The 24,659-nt window shown below is 70.5% G+C and carries 18 protein-coding genes; 12 read left to right on the top strand and 6 right to left on the bottom strand.

Annotated elements, in window-relative coordinates; all coding sequences use genetic code 11:
• Positions 1 to 32: 32 nt before the first annotated feature.
• Complete coding sequence (locus ACL02U_RS23585; RefSeq protein WP_412792905.1) at positions 33 to 2,357, bottom strand: ATP-binding protein; 2,325 nt, start codon at positions 2,355 to 2,357, stop codon at positions 33 to 35.
• 421 nt (positions 2,358 to 2,778) lie between these two features.
• Entirely contained in the window at positions 2,779 to 4,305 is a 1,527-nt protein-coding gene (locus ACL02U_RS23580) for a hypothetical protein (RefSeq protein WP_412792904.1), read from the bottom strand.
• A gap of 1,343 nt (positions 4,306 to 5,648) precedes the next feature.
• Here ACL02U_RS23580 and ACL02U_RS23575 point away from each other — a divergent pair.
• Positions 5,649 to 6,317, top strand: a complete 669-nt coding sequence (locus ACL02U_RS23575; RefSeq protein ID WP_412792903.1) for a GntR family transcriptional regulator — start codon at positions 5,649 to 5,651, stop codon at positions 6,315 to 6,317.
• A 61-nt stretch (positions 6,318 to 6,378) separates the two neighbouring features.
• Here the strand turns inward: ACL02U_RS23575 and ACL02U_RS23570 are convergent, their stop codons facing one another.
• The gene (locus ACL02U_RS23570) at positions 6,379 to 7,314 is read right to left on the bottom strand and encodes a helix-turn-helix transcriptional regulator (protein WP_412792902.1); all 936 of its coding nucleotides are present in this window, start codon (positions 7,312 to 7,314) and stop codon (positions 6,379 to 6,381) included.
• Between the two features lie 144 nt (positions 7,315 to 7,458).
• Here ACL02U_RS23570 and ACL02U_RS23565 point away from each other — a divergent pair, with 144 nt between their 5' ends.
• Positions 7,459 to 8,094 (top strand): YbhB/YbcL family Raf kinase inhibitor-like protein, encoded by a 636-nt coding sequence (locus ACL02U_RS23565; RefSeq protein WP_412792901.1) that lies wholly within the window; start codon positions 7,459 to 7,461, stop codon positions 8,092 to 8,094.
• 173 nt (positions 8,095 to 8,267) lie between these two features.
• Here ACL02U_RS23565 and ACL02U_RS23560 read toward each other — a convergent pair whose 3' ends face one another.
• Positions 8,268 to 9,119, bottom strand: a complete 852-nt coding sequence (locus tag ACL02U_RS23560; protein ID WP_412792900.1) for an MBL fold metallo-hydrolase — start codon at positions 9,117 to 9,119, stop codon at positions 8,268 to 8,270.
• A 1,246-nt stretch (positions 9,120 to 10,365) separates the two neighbouring features.
• On the opposite strand from ACL02U_RS23560, the gene ACL02U_RS23555 reads away from it, so the two are divergent.
• On the top strand, positions 10,366 to 10,830 hold the full coding sequence (locus ACL02U_RS23555; RefSeq protein ID WP_412792899.1) for a MauE/DoxX family redox-associated membrane protein: 465 nt from the start codon (positions 10,366 to 10,368) through the stop codon (positions 10,828 to 10,830).
• Between the two features lie 654 nt (positions 10,831 to 11,484).
• Here ACL02U_RS23555 and ACL02U_RS23550 read toward each other — a convergent pair.
• The gene (locus ACL02U_RS23550; RefSeq protein ID WP_412792898.1) at positions 11,485 to 13,767 is read right to left on the bottom strand and encodes a (Fe-S)-binding protein; all 2,283 of its coding nucleotides are present in this window, start codon (positions 13,765 to 13,767) and stop codon (positions 11,485 to 11,487) included.
• A gap of 243 nt (positions 13,768 to 14,010) precedes the next feature.
• Between ACL02U_RS23550 and ACL02U_RS23545 the strand changes: the two genes are divergently transcribed.
• The 7 genes from ACL02U_RS23545 to ACL02U_RS23515 all read left to right on the top strand — a co-directional run bounded on the left by ACL02U_RS23545 (position 14,011) and on the right by ACL02U_RS23515 (position 22,562).
• On the top strand, positions 14,011 to 15,306 hold the full coding sequence (locus ACL02U_RS23545) for an MraY family glycosyltransferase (protein WP_412792897.1): 1,296 nt from the start codon (positions 14,011 to 14,013) through the stop codon (positions 15,304 to 15,306).
• A gap of 138 nt (positions 15,307 to 15,444) precedes the next feature.
• Positions 15,445 to 17,295, top strand: coding sequence for a molecular chaperone DnaK (dnaK, locus tag ACL02U_RS23540; protein WP_412792896.1), 1,851 nt, complete (start codon positions 15,445 to 15,447; stop codon positions 17,293 to 17,295).
• Positions 17,295 to 17,963: a nucleotide exchange factor GrpE gene (gene grpE, locus ACL02U_RS23535; protein WP_412792895.1), complete on the top strand. Its 669-nt coding sequence runs from the start codon at positions 17,295 to 17,297 to the stop codon at positions 17,961 to 17,963. The genes dnaK and grpE overlap by 1 nt, the downstream gene beginning before the upstream one ends.
• A 42-nt stretch (positions 17,964 to 18,005) precedes the next feature.
• Positions 18,006 to 19,196: a molecular chaperone DnaJ gene (dnaJ, locus tag ACL02U_RS23530; protein WP_412792894.1), complete on the top strand. Its 1,191-nt coding sequence runs from the start codon at positions 18,006 to 18,008 to the stop codon at positions 19,194 to 19,196.
• Positions 19,197 to 19,201: 5 nt separating this feature from the next.
• On the top strand, positions 19,202 to 19,654 hold the full coding sequence (locus ACL02U_RS23525) for a heat shock protein transcriptional repressor HspR (protein ID WP_412792893.1): 453 nt from the start codon (positions 19,202 to 19,204) through the stop codon (positions 19,652 to 19,654).
• A gap of 550 nt (positions 19,655 to 20,204) precedes the next feature.
• A complete protein-coding gene (locus tag ACL02U_RS23520; RefSeq protein WP_412792892.1) occupies positions 20,205 to 21,311 on the top strand; it encodes a substrate-binding domain-containing protein in 1,107 nt (368 codons plus the stop codon).
• Between the two features lie 201 nt (positions 21,312 to 21,512).
• Positions 21,513 to 22,562, top strand: a complete 1,050-nt coding sequence (locus ACL02U_RS23515) for a helix-turn-helix transcriptional regulator (RefSeq protein WP_412792891.1) — start codon at positions 21,513 to 21,515, stop codon at positions 22,560 to 22,562.
• Positions 22,563 to 22,626: 64 nt separating this feature from the next.
• On the opposite strand, the gene ACL02U_RS23510 is transcribed toward ACL02U_RS23515, so the two are convergent.
• On the bottom strand, positions 22,627 to 23,631 hold the full coding sequence (locus tag ACL02U_RS23510) for a helix-turn-helix transcriptional regulator (protein ID WP_412792890.1): 1,005 nt from the start codon (positions 23,629 to 23,631) through the stop codon (positions 22,627 to 22,629).
• A gap of 265 nt (positions 23,632 to 23,896) precedes the next feature.
• Here ACL02U_RS23510 and ACL02U_RS23505 point away from each other — a divergent pair, with 265 nt between their 5' ends.
• Both ACL02U_RS23505 and ACL02U_RS23500 read left to right on the top strand, forming a co-directional pair.
• Positions 23,897 to 24,307, top strand: coding sequence for a hypothetical protein (locus ACL02U_RS23505; RefSeq protein ID WP_412792889.1), 411 nt, complete (start codon positions 23,897 to 23,899; stop codon positions 24,305 to 24,307).
• Entirely contained in the window at positions 24,304 to 24,642 is a 339-nt protein-coding gene (locus ACL02U_RS23500; protein WP_412792888.1) for a hypothetical protein, read from the top strand. The genes ACL02U_RS23505 and ACL02U_RS23500 overlap by 4 nt, the downstream gene beginning before the upstream one ends.
• Positions 24,643 to 24,659: the final 17 nt, after the last annotated feature.

Below are 24,659 nucleotides of genomic sequence, written 5' to 3'. Positions count from 1 at the left end.
GCGGGCGGCGTACCACCGCCCGGCAGCGCCCTTCACACCCTCCTCTGCAGCCACAGAGCGACCTGGACACGGCGGGTGAAGCCGAGTTTGCGCAGGATGTTCTGCACGTGCCCCTGAGCCGTGCGCGGGGAGATGACCAGCCGGGCAGCGATCTGCCGGTCGGTGAGACCCTCCCGGACGAGCTGGGCCACCTCGCGCTCACGCCGGGTCAGCACAGTCTGCGGGCCGACCGGTTCGGCACCTGCGGGCGGCTGCGGGGAGGCCCCGCTCGCATGCTGCAGCGCCTGCTCCGCCGTCCACGCCCCACCTGCCTGTCGGCGCGCCTCGAACCGGTCGCCGCCCAGAACGCGGCGCAGCACCCGTTCGCAGGCCCGGTGGTGCAGCCGCAGGAACCCGGGCTGCACCATACCGATCGCCTGCCGGGTGCGGTGCGCCGCGCCCAGCAGGCCGGCAGCCTCCTCGTGGTGACCCTCGGGCGTGAGGGCCCACGCCAGCGATTCCAGGACGAGTGCACCCGCCAGCCGGTTGCCGGGCGATACCGCGTCGAGGGCGGAGCGCAGCACCTGGGCGGCCCGGCGCGGGTCGCCGCGAAGCCAGGTGTGCAGGCCCAGAGCCCACCGGGCGTAGGGAAGGAACCACTGCTCGCCGTGCTCCGCGGCGAGGGTCACGCAGCGGTGGAGGTCAGTCGCGGCGTCCGCGGCGCCGTCCAGCATTCTGGCCAGCCCCAGGAGAAGCCGCGAGGTCCAGACGTCGACCGGGGCGCCGTGGGTGCGATGAGCGTCCAGGGCACTTTCCAGAGCGTCCGCGGACTGCGCGTAAGCCCCGGCGAACAGCAGCGCCAGCCCGGACAACTGCTCGCCCCAGCCGGCCGACTGCCCGGCTGCGGCCCGGCACCGGGCGATGTCCTCGTCCACCCCGGCCGTCTCCCCGCACAGCAGGGACAGCCAGCCGTGTACCCACAGCGCTCTGGCCCCCTCGGAGCCGGTCGGGCGCGTGCCGGCCAGCGCCCGGCCCAGCCGCCGCCGTTCCTGGCGCAGATCGCCGGAACCGATCCGGTAGGCCCACAGCGAGCCGGCCATGGACAGTCCCACGGACTCCTCACCGGGCGTGGCCAGGCTGAGCCGCTCGGCCCGGCAGATGTTGGGCCACTCCCGTCCCAGGGCCTGCGGCCAGCCAGGAGCGCCCCCGCAGCCGGTGAACAGGCCCGCCTCGGCCCTGCCCGCCAGGTTGCGGTAGTAGTCGCGATGGAGCAGCCCCAGAACCCGGGCCGCGCCGTCACCGCCGTCGTTCAAGTGCCGCTCCCCGTAGGCACGCAGCGTGTCCAGCATGCGGTAGCGCACGTGCGGGCCGTCGTCCTCGCGGACCAGGACGGAGGCGTCGACCAGGCCTGCGACCACGTCGAGTATCCGCTCGCGCGGCAGGAGCCCGCCGGAGCAGACCGACTCCACCGCCTCCAGGTCGAAACTGCCCCGGAAGACCGACAGCCGCGCCCACAGCAACTGCTCCTCCTTGCTGCACAGCTCAAAGCTCCACTCCAGTGTCGACAGCAGGCTCCGCTGCCGCGGCGGTCGCGCCGTGCCGCTGGCGGTCAGCAGCCCGAACCGGTCGCCGAGACGGTCCAGGATCTGCCGGCAGGTGAGCACCCGCAGTCGCGCGGCGGCCAGTTCGACGGACAGCGGTATCCCCTCCAGGCGGCGGCAGACCGCCGCTGCCTCGCTATGGCTGAAACCGTCCGGCAGGAGACCGCCCCGGGCCGCAGCCGCCCGCTGGACGAACAACTGCACTGCCTCCCCGAGCGTTTTGGCCGCTCCGACGTCCGGGCCCGCAGTGCCCAGCGGAGCGATCCTGAGCACGTACTCGTCCGGCACGGCCAGCGCGCGCCGGCTGGTGGCGACGATCTGCAGTGCGGGCAGCGCCGCGAGCAGGGTGCGCGCCAACGGTCCCAGCGACGCCGTCAGATGCTCGCAGTTGTCGAGTACGAGCAGCGTCCTCCTGCCGTGCAGGCTCCTGATCAGTGCCGCGGCGCCCCCGGATGCGAGGGGAGCACCGTCCGTGCCGCCCGGGACGGCGTCCTGGTGCAGCGCGTCCTGGATCGCTCCGACGGCCCCCTGCGCGTCGCTGACGCCGCACAGGTCGACCCAGTGCACCCCGAAGGAGTAACTGCGTCTGACCTGCGCGGCCAGCCGCAGCGCGACCCGGCTCTTGCCCACACCCCCCGGACCGGACAGTGTCACCAGCCGTGCCGACGACAGCAGTTCCCGGACGCGCGCGATCTCCTGACGACGGCCTACAAAACTCGTCGTCTCGGCTGGCAGGCCCTGCGTGGATGAACGAGATCTTGGCACCTTGGCTTCCACTTCTTCTCCATGGGGTACTGCTCGCGGACGGCCGGGGCGATCCTCGGCCGAGAAGGGGACCGGCCCCGCCGGGTCCGGCGGCCGAAGAGGCGCGCCCGGCGGGACGTAGGGACGAAAGGGCGAAAGGGCGAAGGCACCGTCGGGCGGCACCGGACGGCCCGCAGAGGCCGTCCCCGCAGGTCCGGCCCCATACGCCATTGGCCGGTGTGCGGCCCGCTGTCGTCCCGCCCGGTCCGGGCACCGACGCCCGTGACCACGGGCACGACACGGGACGGGACGCGGCTCCCGCAAGACCGCCGGTGCGGTGCGCGAGAACCTGCCGGTGGCGACCCGCGGGCGGCAGGCCGGAACTGCCGAGCCGGGGCGAGTGCTGGGGCCGTCGCAGCCTTGGGCTGCACCCCGCTCGCTCCGCTCCCGGCTGTCAGCCGTTGCCGGGGCGGGCCGGACGTGAGGGCTGTGCCGTCGGCGCCGCAGAGCACGAAGCCGTCGCCGTCGTTGTCGCCGTCGCCGGCGTGGCCGTGGCGTTCGGTGCCCAGGGCCGGGCGCTGTGCGGGTCCCTGCCGCTCGCCGGCGTCGGGCCGCCCTCGGCCAGCGCGGCGTCGGTGACGAGGCCGCCGGCGCCGGTGGTCAGGGTGACGGGGTCGGCGGTCCCCAGGAGGCGGTCGCAGCCCAGCTCGGTGAAGCTCTGCCGGCCGCGCGCGGCGAGAAACGTGAAGAGGTTCGACGCCATGGCCGGGTCCGGCGAGGGCGCGGCGGCCAGGAGCGCCCTGTCGGCGAAGACGCGCCGGATGCCGGCCGGGTCGTGGAAGAGGGTCGTGCAGTACGCCGCCCCGTTGCCGTTGCCGCCGTCGGCGCTGCCGATCGGAGGCATGCCGACTCCGGCGCGGTAGGCGTCGGTCTTCTCGGTGCTGGCGCGGCCGTCGACGAGCGTCATCGGATCGTTCTGCGGGACCAGCGCGATCGGCGCCTTCTGGCCGGCCGCGGCGGACAGTTCGTCCAGGACCAGGGCGGAGGTGGCCTGGCCGCCGGCGGACTGGTCGGGCGCGGTGAACGGCGTGCACCCCAGCGCCGGGTCCATGAACTGGGTGAGCAGCAGGTTGTCGCTGCCGTTGGCCAGATCCTTCGCGGTGCCGCCCAGGGCCGCTTTGTTCGCGGCGTTGCTCTGGGCGGTCCGGCCGTCGGCGCCGACCAGGTAGCGGGTGACGACGTTGTCGCTTCCGTCTTGATCCACCACCGAGAAGTCCCTGGTGGTGGGGCAGGGCAGGCCGTCCTTGGCGGTGCCGGGCACCGGGACGACCAGCCGCCCGGCGGCTATCTGGGTGCGGGCGGCCTGGAAGAAGGCCGGCGCGTTGCAGTAGGCGAACTGGCCGAAGTCCGAGCCCGGCACACCGTTGACGCAGGCCCCCTGGGCAAGGCTCCTGGCACCGCTCGCCTTCAGGGTCAGGTGGTCGCCGTTGAAACCGAACCAGATCCCCACGATCGCCCCGTCGGGCACCGACGCCCGCACGGGGGGCGCGGCCGGTGCGGTGCCGTGGTCGATCACCAGGGGGTGGTAGACGGTCAGTGTGCCGTCCCGGGTGAGGACGGCGGCCTCCACGAAGGCCGCCTGACCGGGGCGGGCCTCGTGGCACGGACCCTTCGCCGGGTCGGTGGCGAGGAGTTCGTAGGGCGTGGCCAGGCCCCGGGCGGTGAGCGGCCGGTCCGGGACCACCAGGGTGCAGTTCGGGTCGGGTGCGGCGGCCGGCGTCGGCCGCGCGGACGCCTTCGGGGATCCGGCCGCGCGCCGCTGCGCGGGGGAGGGGTGGCTGCCGGCGGCGAACACCGACCCGGCGACGGCGGCGAGGACCGCCGGCCCCGCGAGCAGCGCGAGCGAGATCTTCGACTTCTTCCAGCGCCGGGCGTGCCGTCGCGGCGTGCGGGAGGAAGGAGTCACGTTGTTTCGGGGCACTGGCCTGCTCCTGACTGTGGTTCCCCGCTGGGTCCACCCGTGACCGCATCGGGTACCTGGTGTGTGCGGCGCCGCACGGCACCCCTTCGAGGAAGGGGGAAGGCCGGGGAACCGCCTGGATCGACACGCGGTTCCCCGGGCCGGACCCGCCTGGACACAGGCGTGACCGGCCCACCGCGTGCGTGATGTGCCGAAGGGGGGCTTCCCCCTCGTGTCGCTGCTCCCGACGCCCCCGCTGTTCTCCCCCTTCGCATAGGAGGAGGGGGCGGTCGGGAGGTGGGCCGCCTCGCGCCGGGTGGTGTTCCCGCAGTGCGGAGGTCAGGGCGACGGACTCCGTGCCGGTTCTTGGACCGGACCACGTAGTAGCTGCGCTGTTCCCGCAGGGCGTGGGCGTCCTCGAAGGCGGTGCCCTGGACTTCGCCTTCGGGACGAGCCCGCGCAGGTGAAGGTCCGGGGCGAGTCGGCAGTACCGCGACCCCCGGAGCCCGCCGGTGCGCAGAATCCGCCGGAACACCCGGGAACGCTCGGAGGGGGTCAGGTCATTCGGCACCGGGATGCGCTGCTCGGGAAGGCCCCTGTGCGTCGGCCCGATGGAGTCGCTCCGGACCTCGGTGCTCTGGCCCCGGACGGTCTGACGCAGTGCGTCCCAGCGGAACGTGTCACGCTGGCTTGAGGCGGCGCGCTTGGGGGCGGTTGCCGCCTGCTCGGTGGTGGGAAGCACGGCCAAGGCGGTGGTCAGGCGCGTGCCTCCCAGGGGGGTCCGCCGGTCGGCGCCGAGGCGCCTCGGGCCCCGGGCTCCCGAGGCGGAAGCGTGCGGTATTGCTGCGGAGGCTCCTGACGGCGGGGGTGGTGCGGCTAACATGCGGCGGACGATATACGACATACGATCTGGGGGATAGGGGGATTTCCCAAACTTGAGGGAGTTCCGGCGCGACCCGGTCCACGGGCGCCCCGATTCGCGCGCACACACCGGACCGGGCGCACGGCGGCGGCCGGACCGCGGGGGCGGCGTCGAAGCCCGCTCCGGCGCCGCCGGCGTCCAGGCCCGCGACCGCCGCCGGGGCGGTCGTCCCTGGGAAGGCCGTGCAGGCGCGAGATCGCAGCGCGGGGGGCGGGGTGGCGGCCACGTCCGTGACGTTGGGACGCGGGGCGGTCATGGTGCTTCCAGTGCTCGGAGCGGCGAGCGGCGCGTAGGGGGCTTGCGGTGCGCTGCGGGATTCGACCGTGTACCTCGATCGAGTGGGGCGGGCGCGGGCGGTGAATGGAAGCTATATGGTATTTGGTATATCTAGCATCGGCTTAAAGTAATGGTATCGCCAAAAAATATCGCATACGATAGGCGGATGGTGGAAAAGGCTTGGGCGACTCGACTACCCGCGATCAAGAGCAAGGCAGACCTGGCATACGAGAGCCTGCACGAGGCGATTGTGGCAGGGCATCTCGCTCCAGGTGAGCGGGTGAACATGGACGAGTTGGCCCGCAACCTCGGTGTCAGCAAGATTCCCATCCGTGAGGCGGTCAAGCGGCTGGAGTCCGAGGGGCTGCTCGCCTCTCGCGCCCACTCGGGCGTGGTCGTCACCCGGGTCGACAAGACCGAGAGCCACGGCGCGTTTCTCGCCCGCGAGGTGCTCGACGGCCTGGTGGCGAGGCTGGCGGCGGAGCGGGCGGACGACCGGTTGCTGGCGGATCTCCAGGGCGTGCAGGACAGGATGCGAGGCGCGCTGCGGACGAAGGACACCGACGAACTCCACCGGCTGAACTCCGAGTTCCACCGCCTCCTCGCCGAGGCGAGTGGCTATCACATTCTGGCGGAGGTGACGGAGTGCCTGCTGGTGACCATTCGCCGCTACCGCGTCACCGCCCCGCGCGACATTCCGAACTGGTCCGCCGTCATCGCTGAGCACGACGAGATCGTGGACGCCCTGCGCCGGCGGGATTCCGTCGCCGCGGAGGCCGCAGCCAAGGCGCACACCGTCTCCCAGGTCGGACACGAGATCGAGGGCCAGGACTGAGGCCCCCTGAACACCTCCCCGCGTCCGGTGTGCCATCCCGCCGCCCGTGGAGCGGGCGCGGTCACCTGCGGCCCGGTCGGCGGCGCGGCCCCGGCTGCCCGCCGCCGGCCTCTCCGGGGTGCCCGGCCCGGGCGGGCAGGGCGTGCAGACCGGGACCGCCCAGGGAACCGGCACGATCGGCCATCAGCGCGCGCAGGCACCTCTCGGCCGCCGGGTCGGCAGGCGTGACGACGATCAGGCACTGCCCCGCCCCGTCCAGGGTCGCCAGGGTGTCGTAGTTGACGGCCAGCTCGCCGGCCGAGGGGTGACTGATCCGTTTGGTGCCGTGGGCACGCTGCCTGATCGTGTGGTCGTCCCACCAGATCGCGAACTCCGGACTGGCTGAACGCAGTTCACCGACCACCTCCAACAGCCGCGGGTCGTCGGGGTGGCGTGCGAGCGTGGCGCGCAGGTTGCCCACCGTCTCGCGGGCCACCTGCGCCCAGTCCAACTGCATCTGCCTCATACGCGGCGACAGGAACAGTATCCGAGCGACGTTGCCCGTGTCGCCGGAGCCGAAATCCTCGCCGAACAGCGCCGCCGCGGCGCTGTTGTGGGCCAGCACGTCGAACCTGAGATCGACGAGGTAGGCGGGCAGGAGCGGCATGCCCTCCATCAGCGCGCGCAGCGACCCGCTCACCGGCAGGTCCACCGGGCGGGACACCGGCGTTTCGCCGCGGGCCACCAGGTGCAGATGCCGGTGCTCGGCAGGCGACAGCCGCAGTGCTCGGGCGAGGGCGTCGAGCACCGCCGTGCCGGGCACGCTCGCCCGCCCCTGCTCCAGCCGGACGTACCACTCGACGCTGACGGCCGCCAACTGGGCGACTTCCTGGCGCCGCAGTCCCGGCGTGCGGCGACGCCCCTGCTGCGGCAGGCCCACGTCGCCTGGCCGCAGCCGCGCCCGCATGGCCCTCAGGAACTGAGCCAGTTCCTCGTTGCGCCCTGTTCGACGATCCACCACGCCCCATCGTCGCCCCACGCCGCACCCCCCTGTCCAGAGCGGACGGTGGTACGCCGCGTACCAGCATCCCAGGGGCCTTCCCGCCCCTGGGCCCGGGTCCCGACCATCGATCCAGCCGATGCCGAACTTCAGGAGGATCCGATGAACAAGTGCCTGCGCACCACGGTGGTCTCGGCCGTCGTCGCCGGTGCCGCGCTCACCGCCGGGGCGGCCGTGACCATGTCCGGGAAACCCGACTCCGCTGCGGCCGCGACCAGCCGGACGGGCTTCGGCTACACCGAGATCCGCAAGGGCGTGCCCGATTCGGCGGCACGCTTCACGGTGACCAGCCCCGACGTGCGCGACGGCGAGGAGTTTCCGGCCGGCACCTGGGCCGACGCCTTCGGCTGCACCGGCGGCAACCGGCAGATCCGGTTGTCGTGGAGCGGCGCGCCGCAGGCCACCCGCAGTTATGCGGTCAGCATGTTCGACCCGGACGCGCCCACCGGGGCCGGATTCTGGCACTGGCTCGTCTGGGACGTCCCCGCCACGCAGACCAGCGTGGGCACCCCGATGCCGGCCGGCGCCGTCGCCGGCACCGGGGACTCCGGAAAGACCGGCTATCTGGGGCCCTGCCCGCCCAGCGGCGACCTCACCCACCACTACGAGATCACGGTGTACGCCCTCGACGTGCCCACGCTCGACCTGCCCGCTTCCACGCCGCCGACCGTCGCAGCGTTCACCATGTCCGGCCACGTCATCGGATACGCCCGGATCACGGGCACAGCCCACCGCTGACCCGGAGACCCGCACCGGGCCCTCGTGATCCACGCCTTGTCAGGGGCGGTCCGCGAGGATCGCCCCTGACAAGGCATCAGCCGACTGCACTCCGAATGACGCCATCCGGCCAGGCGGCCGAACAGCGAAACGCTGCTGGATGGCCAAGAGCGCGGAAGGTGTCTCTCATGTGGTTACTTACTGGCGATGATTCGCATGTCCCCCTTTTGGAATGAGCACATAATTCCCGATCCGTGCTCTGCCCATTCCGCCGCTTCTTCCAGCGCTTCATGCGTATCTTGAAGAGAACGCGGCGGAAGGAAACCGGTATGCCCTCCGAAAACCCTGCTTTCCGGGAACTCCGTCGCCAACATTCTCGCGGAGGCCACTGCGTCCGGCAGGCTGGTTCCCATGAGTATCTTGCCGAAGACGTTAGGGAGCGGGCAGATGAAATCGCCTGTGAAGAGATAGCCGCGATCTGGATCGTGGAGAGAAATTGAGTCGTTGGTGTGGCCCGGCGTGTGCCGTATCGTCAGCTGCCTGCCTCCCAAGTCGATGGGCTTGCTGAGATCCAGCCATTCAGTGACCGTGAACGCGCGTCGCCGTGCACTCACGGAGCTGTGGAAGGTGGAATGATATTCATCGCCTTCACAGTGCTCCCGTATAGCGGGTATGTCTGCGGCCGCGATTCTTTCGAACAGGTGAAGATTTCCAATGTGGTCATAGTGTCCATGGGTGGCGAGGGCGGTTACCGGGAGTCGCGTGAGCTGAGAAGTCACGGCAGAGATGTCGGAGAGCCCGGGGCCCGTATCGAGAAGAATTGCCCTCTCGGTACCCATGATCAGGTAGTGAATGTTGTGCTGATAGTACCGGTATTCCCGAATGGCGATGGTCTGGGGATCAATCGCTTCCGTCTTGTACCATGTCTTGGGGTCGCGATTCCCTATGATTCCAGGAATGTGATCCAAGAGGCAATTCATTTTTTCCCAATCTCTTGTGCGGTGTGAGTTGTCGAGGTTTCCCTCGGTGGTCGGCGCCGGATCCACGGCGACAGCGTTGAATCGACATGGCTGAGATCGGCGCCGGGCCGGCGTGTGCAGGTAGGTGTGCCGGCTTGCCTGCCGGGGGGCGGTATGTCGGCCGACTGCGGTCGCGCCGAGGGACCTTCCGATGCCCCCTGCCGTTCGCCCGAGGGGCGGCCCCGTGCACCTGGTGGACCTCCTTACGCGTGCAGTCGTTGCTGTCCCACCGTCGAGCGGGTTGCTGGTCCGGCTCGGCGTCGTCGGATATGGGGCCGTCCGGGCGGAACCCCTGACGCCTTTCCCCTGGGAGTAACGGGAAGGACGCCAGATGCGTCTGGAGAGGCAGGAGCCCACTGGCAGCGACCCGGGGCCACGCGCCGGACCGGCTCCGTGAGCCGCCTTGACGACACGACAACCATTCGGCATTGACGGGGTGTCAGGCCTCCGTGAAACTACCCGCTCCGATACCTGTATCGGTATCCGCCTCATCGCAGGAGGCGGATACCGAAGGCGGGGCCCGTCATCCCTTGCGCGCCGGGAATCTGCCTTTCCGTACCGATGTGCGCGCCGGCCTCTGCCTCGATCCGCCTCGACACCATCTACTCGGCGACGGTCCGGAAGAATTCGATTTCGACGGCCGAGCGCAGCTGACCTCAGTAGGCGTACCGGGGCAGACCGGGACAGGGCCACCGGGCACAACCGCCACTTGGACTGTTGGCATATGAGCCACCGGTGCCCCACCTCGCTTCTCTATCGGGCAGGTCTCCCGCATGTGTGCGCCCCGAGCGAACGCCCGCGCACCCCCACTCGAGATCGCTTGCGCCACGAGACGGGGCACCACCCAAGTCGGCCCACGCCTGAAGGCATCGGGAAAGCCCCTTCTCCAACGAGAGAGCAACACGGCTCAGGTATCTGATCGGGTAGTTCTGCGGATGCCTGAGGTTGAGGAAGTATCGAATAGTGATTGTGTCGTCAAAGAAAACGACCGCGGGAAGTCAGCCCGATGCAGCGAGCCGAACGGCTCGTTCCCCTCTCCCCCGCCGGACATCCGGTGCCCTTTCCGTCGCCACACGCTGCCGGTTCGAAATGTGCAAAGAACACCCATGAAGTCAGTAATCGCCGCCCACGGCGGCCGCAGTGCCGCGCGCACCCTCCATACCCATCACTTCCGGCCCCGGGACGCCGGGACAGGAAAATGTCGTACCGGTCACCGCACCGACAGCGTACGAACCGAACTCCGCGCGCTTCTCGCCGACCAAGTGGGGGTGCGATGCTCAACAGAAGCCTGAAGTGGTTCACCGGCGTCTTGTACGCCGCGATGGGTATCGGTCAGCTCGCCTCCTTTTCGCAAATGCCGCACATCTTGTCCGCCTACGGGCTGAAGACCGATGAGACCGCCACCGTATTGCCCGCCGCGCTGATCGCAGGTGAACTGGCATGCGGAATATGGTTCCTGGTGCGCCCCCGGTCCAGGTCCGGTCTTGTGGCGTGGGTGTACACGGGCGTGTCGGCGGTGTGGACATTGCTCTCCGTGCAGGCTTACCTTCGTGGGCTGGCCGTTTCGAACAGTGGCACCTTCGGGGTGTACTTCAGCCAGCGACTGAATTGGTTCGCCCTGTTGCAGAATGTTGCGGCTTCGTCATATTCGTACACCCTGTTTCACGTTGCACGCCGGGCCCGCACCCAGCAACCGGTGACAGGTGCTGACGGCGTGCGTGATGTTCACGCGCCATGAGCGGGCCGACCGGGGAGCTGCTGGTCGCGCCGGGTGACCGTGAGCACCTGCTGCGTGTGGCGGAGACGGCCAGGCTGCCAGGGCTCCGTCGTTCTCGCGGTCGGTCCGAAGTGGCCGGTGTGGGTCCGATGCCCCAACTCGGCCGTGATGGCGTTCCGGGATGGATCGGCAGGACCACGTGCAGGCGCAGCCCCCGGTGATCACGGATTGTCGAATTAACTGATCACCACGACCGAGGACCGGGCCTGCCGCGTCATCACCGCCCGTCCCCGGCGGGCTGGGCCAACTCGCCGGTTCCGCCTGAGCGGATACCAACGGGGTAGGCACCGCGCGCCTGCTCCTGCCGCACGAGCGCCGTCACCTCCCGCCGGGGCTCGTCGCTCGGCAACTGCGCCCGTTCGGATCGGGGCCGCCGTCGGCAGGTTGCTCGGCCGGGCCCGTTGCTCCACCGGTCCCGGTGGGGCAACCGCGGTTGTCCGTAGGAGGGTTCCGGTGGGGCAACCGCGGTAGTCCGTCGACCTCGCTGGTCTTTCGGCCGGCTCCGGCCTGTCTCGACCGGCTCCGGCCTGTCTCGACCGTCCCCGGTCGTCTCGACCGACCGTCCCCGGTCGCCCGGCCGGCTCGGGCCTGTCTCGGCCGGCTCCGGTTGCTCGACTACTCGACCGGGGCCGGTTCCGGGGCGTCCTCGGTCTCCGTGTCGCCCGCGGGGTCGACCGGGGTCTTGACGGAGTCGAGGAGGAGCTGGGAGACGTCGACGACCTGGACGGACTCCTTGGCCTGGCCGTCGTTCTTCTTGCCGTTGACCGAGTCGGTCAGCATGACCAGGCAGAACGGGCAGGCGGTGGAGACGATGTCGGGGTTGAGGGAGAGGGCTTCGTCGACGCGCTCGTTGTTGATGCGCTTGCCGATCCGCTCCTCCATCCACATCCGCGCGCCGCCGGCGCCGCAGCAGAAGCCGCGCTCCTTGTGGCGGTGCATCTCCTCGTTGCGCAGGCCCGGGACCTTGCCGATGATCTCCCGCGGCGGGGTGTAGATCTTGTTGTGGCGGCCCAGGTAGCAGGGGTCGTGGTAGGTGATGAGGCCCTCGACCGGGGTCACCGGGATCAGCTTGCCCTCGTCGATGAGGTGCTGGAGCAGCTGGGTGTGGTGGATGACCTCGTAGTCGCCGCCGATCTGCGGGTACTCGTTGCCGAGGGTGTTGAGGCAGTGCGGGCAGGTGGCGACGATCTTCTTCGCCGACTTCGGCTTGCGGGACCCTTCGGTGACCTTGCCGTCGTCGTCCATCTCCTCGCCGAACGCCGCGTTCAGCGACATGACGTTCTCCATGCCGAGCTCCTGGAACAGGGGCTCGTTGCCGAGGCGGCGGGCGGAGTCACCGGTGCACTTCTCGTCGCCGCCCATGATCGCGAACTTGACGCCCGCGATGTGCAGCAGTTCGGCGAAGGCCTTGGTGGTCTTCTTGGCCCGGTCCTCCAGGGCGCCGGCGCAGCCGACCCAGTAGAGGTACTCGACCTCGGTGAGGTCCTCGATGTCCTTGCCGACGACCGGGACCTCGAAGTCGACCTCCTTGGTCCATTCCAGGCGCTGCTTCTTGGCCAGGCCCCAGGGGTTGCCCTTCTTCTCCAGGTTCTTCAGCATCGTGCCGGCCTCGGAGGGGAAGGCCGACTCGATCATCACCTGGTAGCGGCGCATGTCGACGATGTGGTCGACGTGCTCGATGTCCACCGGGCACTGCTCGACGCAGGCTCCGCAGGTGGTGCAGGACCAGAGCACGTCGGGGTCGATGACTCCGTGCTCCTCGGCGGTGCCGATCAGCGGGCGCTCGGCCTCGGCCAGCGCGGCCGCGGGCACCTGGGCGAGCTGCTCCTCGGTGCCCTTCTCCTCGCCCTCCATGGTCTTGCCGCCGCCGGCGAGCAGGTAGGGGGCCTTGGCGTGGGCGTGGTCCCGCAGGGACATGATCAGCAGCTTGGGGGAGAGCGGCTTGCCGGTGTTCCAGGCCGGGCACTGGGACTGGCAGCGGCCGCACTCGGTGCAGGTGGAGAAGTCCAGCAGGCCCTTCCAGGAGAACTGCTCGACCTGGGAGACGCCGAAGACGTCGTCCTCGCCGGGGTCGGTGAAGTCGATGGGCTGCCCGCCGGAGGTCATCGGCTGCAGGCCGCCGAGTGCGGTGCCGCCGGTCGCGTTCCGCTTGAACCAGATGTTGGGGAACGCCAGGAAGCGGTGCCAGGCCACACCCATGTTGGTGTTGAGCGAGACGACGATCATCCAGATGAACGAGGTGCCGATCTTCACCATGGCGGTGAGGTAGACCAGGTTCTGCAGAGTGGTGACGCTCAGGCCCTTGAAGGCCAGGACGAGCGGGTACGAGGCGAAGTAGGAGGCCTCGTAGGCGTCGACGTGGTGGAGGGCGCCCTCCAGGCCGCGCAGGACGTAGATCGCCAGGCCGATGGTGAGGATGACGTACTCGACGAAGTAGGCCTGGCCGGCCTTGGATCCGGCGAACCGCGACTTGCGGCCCGCGCGGGACGGCAGGCTCATCAGGCGGATGCTCATCAGGACGACGATGCCGATGGTCGTCATGACGCCGATGAACTCGATGTACATGTCGAACGGCAGGAAGCCGCCGATGACCGGCAGCGTCCAGTCGGCCTGGAAGAGCTGGCCGAAGGCCTGTGCGAGGGTCGGCGGCAGCGTCAGGAAGCCGACGGCGACGAACCAGTGGGCGAAGCCGATGATGCCCCACCGGTTCATCCGGGTGTGTCCGAGGAACTCCCGTACCAGCGTCACGCTCCGCTGGTAGGGGTTGTCGGTACGGGTGCCGGCGGGCACCGGCTGGCCCAGCCGGAAGTACCGGACGAACTGGCCGACGGCGCGCGCGAGCAGCGCCACGCCGACCACGGTCAAGACCAGCGACACGATGATCGCGGCGAGTTGCATGGGGGCTCCTCGGGCCTGCGAGATGGTTCGAGGGGATATTACTAAGCGGTAACTTATTCAGTCCGTTCGAGACTACCCCCATCTTCGGTCGCACTGTAGCCAGGCGTGCGGTGATCTGTGTCGCTGAGGCTTGCCTCAAGTCGGCGGGTCGGCGTGGCGTGCGGTGCCGCCCCCTCCCGCGCCCGGGGTGATCCGATCGTGTTATTCGCGCCAAATCGGTGCAATTGCCACTAATTTATATCCGTGCTCTACGGGATCGCCTCCGCCACCGCCGCCCTTCTCCTCGCCGCCGTCCTCGCCGCTCTCCTCCGGGTGCCCGCCCTGCGGTACGGGATCACCGACCGGCGCCGCCGGGTCCGTCCCGGCCGGGGCCGGCCCGTGCCGCTGCTCGGCGGTGCGGCCGTGGCGGCCGCCACCTGCCTCGTCGCCGTGGCGGGGGAGTGGAGCGGTGCCGCCCCGCTGGGGCACGGGGTCGGCCGGCTGCTCGCCGCGGCGGCGGTCGTGGCGGCGCTGGGGCTGGCCGCGGACGTGTGGCGGCTGAAGGCGCGGTTCCTGGCGGCCGGTACGGCGGTGGCGGCGGTCTGCGTCGTGCCCTACGGCGAGACGGGTGTGCCGGGTGGGCTGCTGGCGGCCGGCTGGATCGTGTGCGCCGCGCTCGCCTTCCGGTCGCTGGACCACGCGGACGCGCTCGCGGGCACCGTCGCGGTGGTGACCGCCTTCGGCGTGGGGGTCTGCGCGGCGATCGAGGTGCGGGACGGACTCGCGGTGCTGCTGAGCGTGCTCGCCGCCGCGATGACCGGCTTCCTGATGCACAACTGGCCGCCCGCGCGGATCGCGCTCGGTGCCTGCGGCTCGCTGTTCGCCGGGTTCCTGCTCGCCTCCGCCGCCGTGCTGACCCGGGCCGGTCACGGCATCGCGTCCTCCGCGGGGGTGTTGTTCGCGCTGACCGCGGTGGCGGCCGCCGACGCCGTCCTGGTCGTCCTCGTACGGCGCTCGGCGGGGCGGCCGCTGCGGCGCCCGGGCCCCGACCACCTGGCCCACCGGCTGCGGCGGCTGGGGCCGGGCCCGCGGGCCTCGGTGGTCCTGCTCGGCGTCGCGGCCTTCGCCGGAGCCGGGACGGGCGTGCTGGTGCAGGCCGGGTGGGCCGGTGCGGGGGCGGCGCTGTGGGTGGTCGCGGCGGCGCTGGCGGCCGTGCTCGGACTGCTCCGCGCCGAGCCCCGCGCCGAGCCCCGCGCCGAGCCCCGCGCTGAGTTCCGCGCCGAGTCCCGCGCCGAGCCCCGCGCCGAGCCCCGCGCCGAGCCCCGCGGTGTCCGCGGGGGCGTCGTCTTCGGCCCGGCCGCCGCCGAGGCCGGGGGCGACCCCGCCGGCGAGGGTGCCGGCGGGCTCGGGGGCGGGGCCGCGAGCGGGGCCGCCCGTGAACCTGCCGCCGCGGTGGCCGCCGAGACCGCTGCGGGGCGGGGCGCCGCCGACGTGACTGGGCGGGGTGCCGCCGAGGTGACGGGGCGGGGTGCTGTCGAGGCCGCCGGGTGGGATGCCTGATGTCGTCGCAGCTCAGAGGGTCATTGCGCGTAAGGAACGGATAAGAGTTGAGTCTGCTCGGCTCAGGTCTGTTGACCGCAGCGCGGACGTCGTGCACACTTGAGTCCGTTCCACTCAAGTCAGCTGGAGGAATCAACCATGGCACGTGCGGTCGGCATCGACCTGGGCACGACTAACTCCGTCGTCAGCGTTCTGGAGGGCGGCGAGCCCACCGTCATCACCAACGCCGAGGGCGCCAGGACCACGCCGTCCGTCGTCGCCTTCGCCAAGAACGGCGAGGTGCTCGTCGGCGAGGTGGCCAAGCGTCAGGCGGTCACCAACGTGGACCGGACCATCCGCTCGGTGAAGCGCCACATGGGCACCGACTGGAAGATCCAGCTCGACGGCAAGGACTTCAACCCGCAGCAGATCTCCGCGTTCATCCTGCAGAAGCTGAAGCGGGACGCCGAGTCCTACCTGGGCGAGAAGGTGACCGACGCGGTCATCACCGTCCCCGCCTACTTCAACGACTCCGAGCGCCAGGCCACCAAGGAGGCCGGTGAGATCGCGGGCCTCAACGTCCTGCGCATCGTCAACGAGCCCACCGCGGCCGCGCTCGCCTACGGCCTCGACAAGGACGACCAGACGATCCTCGTCTTCGACCTCGGCGGCGGCACCTTCGACGTCTCGCTGCTGGAGATCGGCGACGGTGTCGTCGAGGTGAAGGCCACCAACGGCGACAACCACCTCGGTGGCGACGACTGGGACCAGCGCATCGTCGACTTCCTGGTCAAGCAGTTCCAGTCCGGTCACGGCGTGGACCTCAGCAAGGACAAGATGGCGCTCCAGCGCCTGCGCGAGGCCGCCGAGAAGGCCAAGATCGAGCTGTCCTCGTCCACCGAGACCTCGATCAACCTGCCCTACATCACGGCCTCCGCCGAGGGTCCGCTGCACCTGGACGAGAAGCTCACCCGGGCCCAGTTCCAGCAGCTCTCGGCCGACCTGCTGGAGCGGTGCAAGACGCCGTTCCACAACGTCATCAAGGACGCCGGCATCTCCATCAGCGACATCGACCACATCGTGCTGGTCGGCGGCTCCACCCGGATGCCCGCCGTCGCCGACCTGGTCAAGGAGCTGACCGGCGGCAAGGAGGCCAACAAGGGCGTCAACCCGGACGAGGTCGTCGCCATCGGCGCCTCGCTCCAGGCCGGTGTCCTCAAGGGCGAGGTCAAGGACGTCCTGCTGCTCGACGTCACCCCGCTGTCCCTCGGTATCGAGACCAAGGGCGGCATCATGACCAAGCTGATCGAGCGCAACACCACCATCCCGACCAAGCGGTCGGAGATCTTCACCACGGCCGAGGACAACCAGCCGTCGGTGCAGATCCAGGTCTACCAGGGCGAGCGCGAGATCGCGGCCTACAACAAGAAGCTCGGCATGTTCGAGCTGACCGGTCTGCCGCCGGCGCCGCGCGGCGTCCCGCAGATCGAGGTGTCCTTCGACATCGACGCCAACGGCATCATGCACGTGACCGCGAAGGACCTGGGCACGGGCAAGGAGCAGAAGATGACCGTCACCGGCGGCTCCTCGCTGCCGAAGGACGAGGTCGACCGGATGCGCCAGGAGGCCGAGCAGTACGCGGAGGAGGACCACCGCCGCCGCGAGTCCGCCGAGGCCCGCAACCAGGGCGAGCAGCTCGTCTACCAGACCGAGAAGTTCCTCAAGGACAACGAGGACAAGGTCCCCGGCGAGGTGAGGACCGAGGTCGAGACCTCCGTCGGCGAGCTGAAGGAAGCGCTCAAGGGCGAGGACGCCGCCGAGATCCGCACCGCCACCGAGAAGGTCGCCGCGGTCTCCCAGAAGCTGGGCCAGGCCATGTACGCCGACGCCCAGGGTGCCCAGGCCGCGGGTGGTCCGGAGGGCGCCGCCGACGGTGGCGCGAAGGCCGCCGAGGACGACGTGGTCGACGCCGAGATCGTGGACGACGAGCGCAAGGACGGTGCCGCGTAATGACGGAGGAGACCCCGGGCTTCGAGGAGAAGCCCGACGTCCCCTCCGGCGCCGCCGACGACGCCGAGCCGCAGGCCGCCGCCCCCTCCGCGGAGGAGGGCGCGGCCCCGGCCGGGGACGCAAGCGCACAGGTCACCGGCCTGACCGCGCAGCTGGACCAGACGCGTACCGCGCTCGGTGAGCGCACCGCGGACCTCCAGCGGCTGCAGGCCGAGTTCCAGAACTACCGGCGCCGTGTCGACCGGGACCGGATCGCGGTCAAGGAGGTCGCCATCGCGAACCTCCTGACCGAGCTGCTTCCGGTGCTGGACGACATCGGCCGCGCGCGGGAGCACGGCGAACTGGTCGGCGGGTTCAAGTCCGTCGGGGAGTCGCTGGAGACCGTGGCGGCGAAGATGGGGCTGCAGCAGTTCGGCAAGGAGGGCGAGTCCTTCGACCCGACGATCCACGAGGCGCTGATGCACTCGTACGCGCCGGACGTCACCGAGACGACCTGCGTGGCGATCCTGCAGCCCGGGTACCGGATCGGCGAGCGCACCATCCGCCCCGCACGGGTGGCGGTGGCCGAGCCGCAGCCCGGCGCCCAGACGGTCAAGGCGGCCGACGAGTCGGAGGCGGCCGCCGACGACGCGGACAGCAAGGAGAACGGTGGCCCGGAGGAGGGCTGACGTCATCACCGTCATCACCGAGGGGAAGGAGGGACGTCGAGGGTGAGTACCAAGGACTTCATCGAGAAGGACTACTACAAGGTCCTCGGCGTCCCCAAGGACGCCACCGAGGCCGAGATCAAGAAGGCGTACCGGAAACTCGCCCGCGAGTTCCACCCGGACGCCAACAAGGGCAACGCCAGGGCCGAGGAGCGCTTCAAGGAGGTCTCCGAGGCGAACGACGTCCTCGGTGACCCCAAGAAGCGCAAGGAGTACGACGAGGCCCGCGCCCTGTTCGGCAACGGCGGGTTCCGTCCGGGGCCGGGCGCGGGCGGCGGTTCCTTCAACTTCGACCTGGGCGACCTCTTCGGGGGCGCCCAGGGAGGCCAGGGCGGCGGTCAGGGCGGTTTCGGCGGCGGCGGCGGCGGTGGGATCGGCGACGTGTTCGGCGGCCTGTTCAACCGCGGCGGCACCGGTGCCCGCACCCAGCCCCGCCGCGGCCAGGACGTCGAGTCCGAGGTCACCCTGAGCTTCACGGAGGCGATCGAGGGGGCGACGGTCCCGCTGCGGATGTCCTCGCAGCAGCCCTGCAAGGCCTGTTCCGGCACCGGCGACAAGAACGGCACCCCGCGGGTGTGCCCGACCTGTGTCGGTACCGGTCAGGTCGCGCGGGGCTCCGGCGGCGGCTTCTCGCTGACCGACCCCTGCCCGGACTGCAAGGGCCGCGGACTGATCGCGGAGGACCCGTGCGAGGTCTGCAAGGGCAGCGGGCGGGCGAAGTCCTCCCGCACCATGCAGGTGCGCATCCCGGCCGGTGTGTCGGACGGGCAGCGCATCCGGCTGCGCGGCAAGGGCGCGCCCGGCGAGCGGGGCGGCCCGGCGGGCGACCTGTACGTCGTCGTGCACGTCGACGCGCACCCCGTGTTCGGGCGCAGGGGCGACAACCTGACGGTGACCGTTCCGGTGACCTTCTCGGAGTCCGCGCTCGGCGGCGAGATCAGGGTGCCCACCCTGGGCGGTCCGCCGGTGACGCTGAAGCTGCCGCCGGGCACCCCGAACGGGCGTACGATGCGCGCGCGTGGCAAGGGCGCGGTCCGCAAGGACGGCACCCGGGGCGATCTGCTGGTCACCGTCGAGGTGAGTGTTCCGAGGGACCTGTCGGGGAAGGCTCGTGACGCGCTGGAGGCGTATCGCGAGGCGACCGCGGACGAGGACCCGCGGGCCGAGCTGTTCGAGGCGGCGAAGGGAGCTTGAGAGGGATGGACGGCCGTCGACGCAACCCGTATGAACTGACCGAGGACACCCCGGTCTACGTCATCTCGGTGGCGGCCCAGCTCTCCGGTCTCCACCCGCAGACGCTGCGCCAGTACGACCGGCTCGGCCTGGTCTCCCCGGACCGCACCGCCGGCCGGGGCCGCCGCTACTCGGCCCGTGACATCGAACTGCTCCGCCAGGTGCAGCAGTTGTCGCAGGACGAGGGCATCAACCTGGCCGGCATCAAGCGGATCATCGAACTGGAGAACCAGGTCGCCGCGCTGCAGTCGCGGGTCGCGGAGCTGCAGACGGCGCTGGAGGGCGCGGCGGCGGCGATGCAGCAGCGGGAGGCCGCCGTTCACGCCTCCTACCGGCGCGACCTGGTGCCGTATCAGGAGGTCCAGCAGACCAGCGCGCTGGTCGTCTGGCGGCCGAAGCGGCAGCAGTCCTCGGACTGAGCGGTCCCCGGACTTGGTGGTCCTCGGACTGAGCGGTCCTCGGACTTGGTGGTCCTCGGACTGAGCGGTCCTCGCTCCGAGCAGCCTCGGGGCCGAGTGGTCCTCGGACCGAGTGGCGCGCAGGCGGTGTCGCGCAGGCGGTGTCGCGCAGGCGGTGTCGCGCAGGCGGTGTGCAGGGCCCGGACCTCTCACGGGGTCTCCGGGCCCTGCCGCATGTGCGGGGTCCTGCCGCATGTTCGGGGGTCCTGCCGCACGTGCGGGATGGCCGAGTTCGTTCGGTGGGTCGGACACGCGCGGTCCGCTTCCGTCCGCCCGCGTCGGCCGCTCCCTGCGGCAGGCTTCGGCAACTTCCGTAGCGTGGACGGTCCATAACGTGTGCTTGGTGGGGGTTTTGCATCATCTTCGCGAACGGTTTCGCACGGAACGGTGCGTGATGTTGCTATCTCGTTAAGTGGTGGGGCTTGACGCCGGGTAGCGGCGAAGCGTTGGCTTTTCAGTCACGTGAGCCGCACCGCGCCTCCACCCGTCACGCACCTGAAGTGAGCCCCGCATGCGTCGTACCGCCATATTCGTGGCCGCCTCCGCCATGACCCTTTCGCTCGCCGGATGCGGCATGCTGAACGCCACGAGTGACGGCGCCTCGGCGCGTCCGACCAAGGGCAACGACATCACGGTGGGCCTGCTGCTGCCGGAGAACGTGAACACCCGCTACGAGAAGTTCGACCTGCCCATCATCAAGGACAAGGTCCGCTCGCTCACCGGCGGGAAGGGCAAGGTCCAGTACGCCAACGCCGAGCAGAAGGCCGACAAGCAGAGCAGCCAGCTCCAGGCCATGATCGACGACAAGGTCGACGTGATCCTGCTGGACGCGGTCGACTCGCACGCGATCGCCGGCGACGTGAAGAAGGCCAAGGACGCGGGCATCCCCGTCATCGCCTACGACCGGCTGGCCGAGGGCCCGATCGACGGTTACGTCTCCTTCGACAACGAGCTGGTCGGCGAGGTGCAGGGCCGCACCCTGCTGGAGGCGATGGGCGACGGGGACCACACCTCCGACAAGATCGTGATGATGAACGGCTCGCCCACCGACCCCAACGCGGCGCAGTTCAAGCAGGGTGCGCTGGCCGAGCTGAACGGCAAGGTCAACATCGCCGAGTCCTACGACACCAAGGACTGGGACCCGGACAACGCCAAGGCCAACATGGCCGAGGCGATCCAGGCGATCGGCGTGGACAAGATCGCCGCCGTCTACTCCGCCAACGACGCCATGGCCGGCGGCATCGTCAAGGCCCTCAAGGCCGCGGGCCGCACCGACCTGCCGCCCATCACCGGCCAGGACGCGGAACTGTCCGCGGTGCACCGCATCCTCGCCGGCGACCAGTACATGAGCGTCTACAAGTCGTACCCGCAGGAGGCCGACGCCGCCGCCGAGATGGCCGTCGCCAAGGTGCAGGGGCACGGCATCCAGTTCGACGCCCTCACCTCCGACAAGGTCGACAGCCCCACCAAGAAGGGCATTCCCGCGCAGCTGGTCAGTGTCGTCGCCCTGACCAAGAGCAACATCATGGACACCGTCGTCGCGGACGGCATCTACAAGGTCTCCGAGATCTGCACCGCCAAGTACGCGGCGGCCTGCAAGGAGAACAAGGTGAAGTGAGGCCCGGCCGGGGGCGCGAGGCCCCCGCCCGCACCTCGCACGCCGACTCGGCCCGGTGCGAACGCGCCGGGCCGAGGTCGGGAGGAAACACCCCGAACCGGTGGTTTCCCCTGCCCGTCGTGTGCCCAGCCTTGTTGCGGAGCACGTCCGGCCCGCGCATAGTTGCGCTGCGTAGGAGGCTGGAACCGGGGGTGGAGGGCGATGGCCGGGCACGCTACGGATGAGCATCCCCACGGCGCCGACCGGCTGTGCGAGGCCGGGGACCGCGTGTACTCCCGGGCCGTGCGGCGCGGCCGGGTGAGCCGCCATGACGCCGACCCGGTCCCCTGCCTGCTGGAGCTGGCGCTGCTCCACCCCGACCCGGACGACATGGACTGGCTGGTGCCGACGGCGCCGCAGGAGGTCATGACCAGGCTGCTGCGCGGTGTGTACGACGAGGTCGCCGCCGGCCAGCGCCGGGTGGGCGTCGCGGTCGCGGCCGTGGAGCGCTACGCGGCCCTGGGAGGCGGTGGTGCGCCGGCCGCGGGCCCCGGTGCCGCGGAGGGCTCCGCCATCCGCGTGCTGGACGGCCTGCCCCGCATCCAGGCGGCCATGGACGAGGCGACGCAGGCCTGCACCACGGAGGTGCTCACCGTCCAGCCCGGCGGCATCCGGCGGGAGCACGAGCTGTCCGAGGGCCTGCACCGGGCGCTGGCGCTGCGCGGGCGGGGCGTGCGGATGCGCGACCTGTACAACCACGTCGCACGGCACGGTCAGGGCCTGCTGAACTACCTGGAGCTGATGGGCGACACGGTGGAGGCGCGGACCCTGGACGAGGTCGTCGACCGGCTGATCCTCTTCGACCGCACGGTCGCCTTCGTCCCGGCCAACAGCGAGCACACCATGGCGCTGGAGCTTCGCCACCCGGCGCTCATCTCCTACCTGGTCACCGTCTTCGAGCGGCTGTGGCGGCTGGCCGTCCCGCTGTCCGCGCCGATCCCCGACACCGGCATCGAGGGCATCTCGCACCGCGAGCAGTCCATCGCCGCGCTGCTCGCCGAGGGGCACCAGGACGCGGTCATCGCCGAGCGGCTCGGCATCAGCGTGCGCACCTGCCGGGCGCACATCGCGCGCCTGTCGGAGCGGCTGGGCGCGGCGAGCCGGACGCAGCTGGGGGTGCGTATCGCGCAGGTGGGGCTGGACGGCCAGGTCCGCCCGGCGGGGCCGGCCGCGGTCGCCGCGCCCGAACGGGGATCGTCGGCCGCGGGGTGAGGCGCGGGGCGGGGTGCCGGGCCGGTGGACACGTGTCAGGTCGGTCCCGGGGGCGGGAGGCCGGTTACTGGTCGAGCATCCCGGACTGCGCGATGAGGTAGCCGAGCTGGGCCCGGCTGCCGCTGCCCAGGGCGGACGCCAGTTTGGCGATGTGCGCCCGGCAGGTGCGCACGTTCATCCCGAGCCGGCGGGCTATCGCCTCGTCGACGTGGCCCTCCACCAGGAGCTTGGCGATGGAGTGCTGGACCTCCGTGATGCCGTCCGGTGCGGTCTCGTAGGGGGCGCCGGTGCTCAGCGGCACCGAGCGGTCCCACAGGAACTCGAAGAGCTTGGTCAGGTAGCGGACGATGCCGGGGTGGCGGAGTTCCAGGGCGACCTGCTGGTCGTCGCGGGCCGGGATGAAGGCGACCGACTTGTCGCAGATGATCAGCCGCTCCACCAGTTCGTCGATGGTGCGGTATTCGGCCTTGCCGTTGGAGAGGTGGGACGCGTAGGCCAGCTTCTCCGGGCTGTAGCGTGCCGTGTGCTGGTAGAGGGTGCGGATGCGCACCCCGCGTTCGATGAGCGGCCGGTCGCGCTCCAGGCCCTGCAGGAGGCTGCGTTCGGGGCGGTTGCCGCTGGGCTGGATGGTGAGTACCTCCGACTGGCACTGGGTGGCTGCCAGGTTGAGCGCCGCGTTGATACGCTCGCCGCCCTCCAGCACGGTGATCGAGTCGGTGGACGCCGTCACCTGGGTGCTCAGCGCCATGAACGGCTCGAAGACGTCGGCGAGTTCGATCGACATCCGCCGGCGTTCGGTGATCTCGTGCTCTATGGGGTGCAGTCGCTGGGCGAGGGCGGCCGCCGGAGGGACCGGGCGCAACCAGTCCGCATCGTCAGGATCGGGGTAGAGGAGGGAGAACTCCACCAAGCAGGGCGCCGATTCCACGTCGACACGTGCGATGCGTCCCGTACGCAGGGCGTTCGCGTAGAGGCGGCCACCCTCGTCGCACATATCGGTGACCGCATGGGGATGTGTCGCTTTGACCTGATTCGTTTCCAAATCTCCACCCCCCAGGGTCCTGAACATGCAGGAACATGATGCATCGATTGTGTGGCCACGACGTGCCTGAATGAGCCATCGTCTTACCCGACGGGGGAAGAGGGACCTTCAAGTGAGGACGAAGCCGAATATGCGTAAGAGAATGCTTCGCTCGATACTTGTCGCCACCTTCTCCGCTGTCGTGGCCTTCGGAACACTGAGTGGCCTCTCTGGTGTGAAGGGTGACGTTCGGGCGGACACTGCGTGGCCTGCCGCAGCCGTACTCGCGGACACTGCGTGGCCTGCCGTAGTCGTGGAAGCGGACACCGCCTGGCCGGCGGACACCGCATGGCCTGCCGCGGTGGTGCAGGCGGACACTGCCTGGCCTGCGGCGCCGATCGTGCCGGCGGACACCGCATGGCCGGCGGCCCCGGTCGTGCCGGGGGACACCGCATGGCCGGCGCCCGGGGAGGCTGTACAGGCGGACACCGCATGGCCCGCAGCGGCGGTGGTGCAGGCGGACACCGCCTGGCCTGCGGCGGCGATGGTGCCGGCGGACACGGCCTGGCCTGCGGCGCCGGTGGTGCCGGGGGACACCGCATGGCCGGCGCCCGGGGAGGCGGTACAGGCGGACACCGCCTGGCCCGCCGTGGTCGCGGACAGTGATCCGGGGTACGTCGGCCCTTCGGCGGCCGACGCCACCGGCGGTGAGGAGCAGACGTGACCAACCCACCCGACGATCGCTCCTTCCGGCGAGAAATGGCCACCGCCTACCGCTCCGGATGGCACTTCATCGACCTGGTCACCGCGCTGCCCCATGACGGTGACTCGCTGATGGTGACCGTGTTCGGTGAGCCGGTCGTCGTCACCCGCGACGAGGACGGTGACGTGCGGGCGTACCGATGTCTGCGGCGGCCTCGGGGGGCGCCACAGCCGGTTCGGTGCGCGATCCGGTACGGCATGATCTTCGTCAACCTCGACCAGCGTGAGCAGCAACTGACGCAGCCGGCGGCTCCGGCTGTTCCCCGGACCATCTCAGCCACCCCCCGCAGTGCCTGACGCGATTCCCCCGTCGT

The organism is Streptomyces sp. MS06 (assembly GCF_047200655.1).
Taxonomy (GTDB): domain Bacteria; phylum Actinomycetota; class Actinomycetes; order Streptomycetales; family Streptomycetaceae; genus Streptomyces.
Note: the sequence above shows the minus strand (reverse complement) of the source record. Positions and strands in the feature narration are given on the sequence as shown.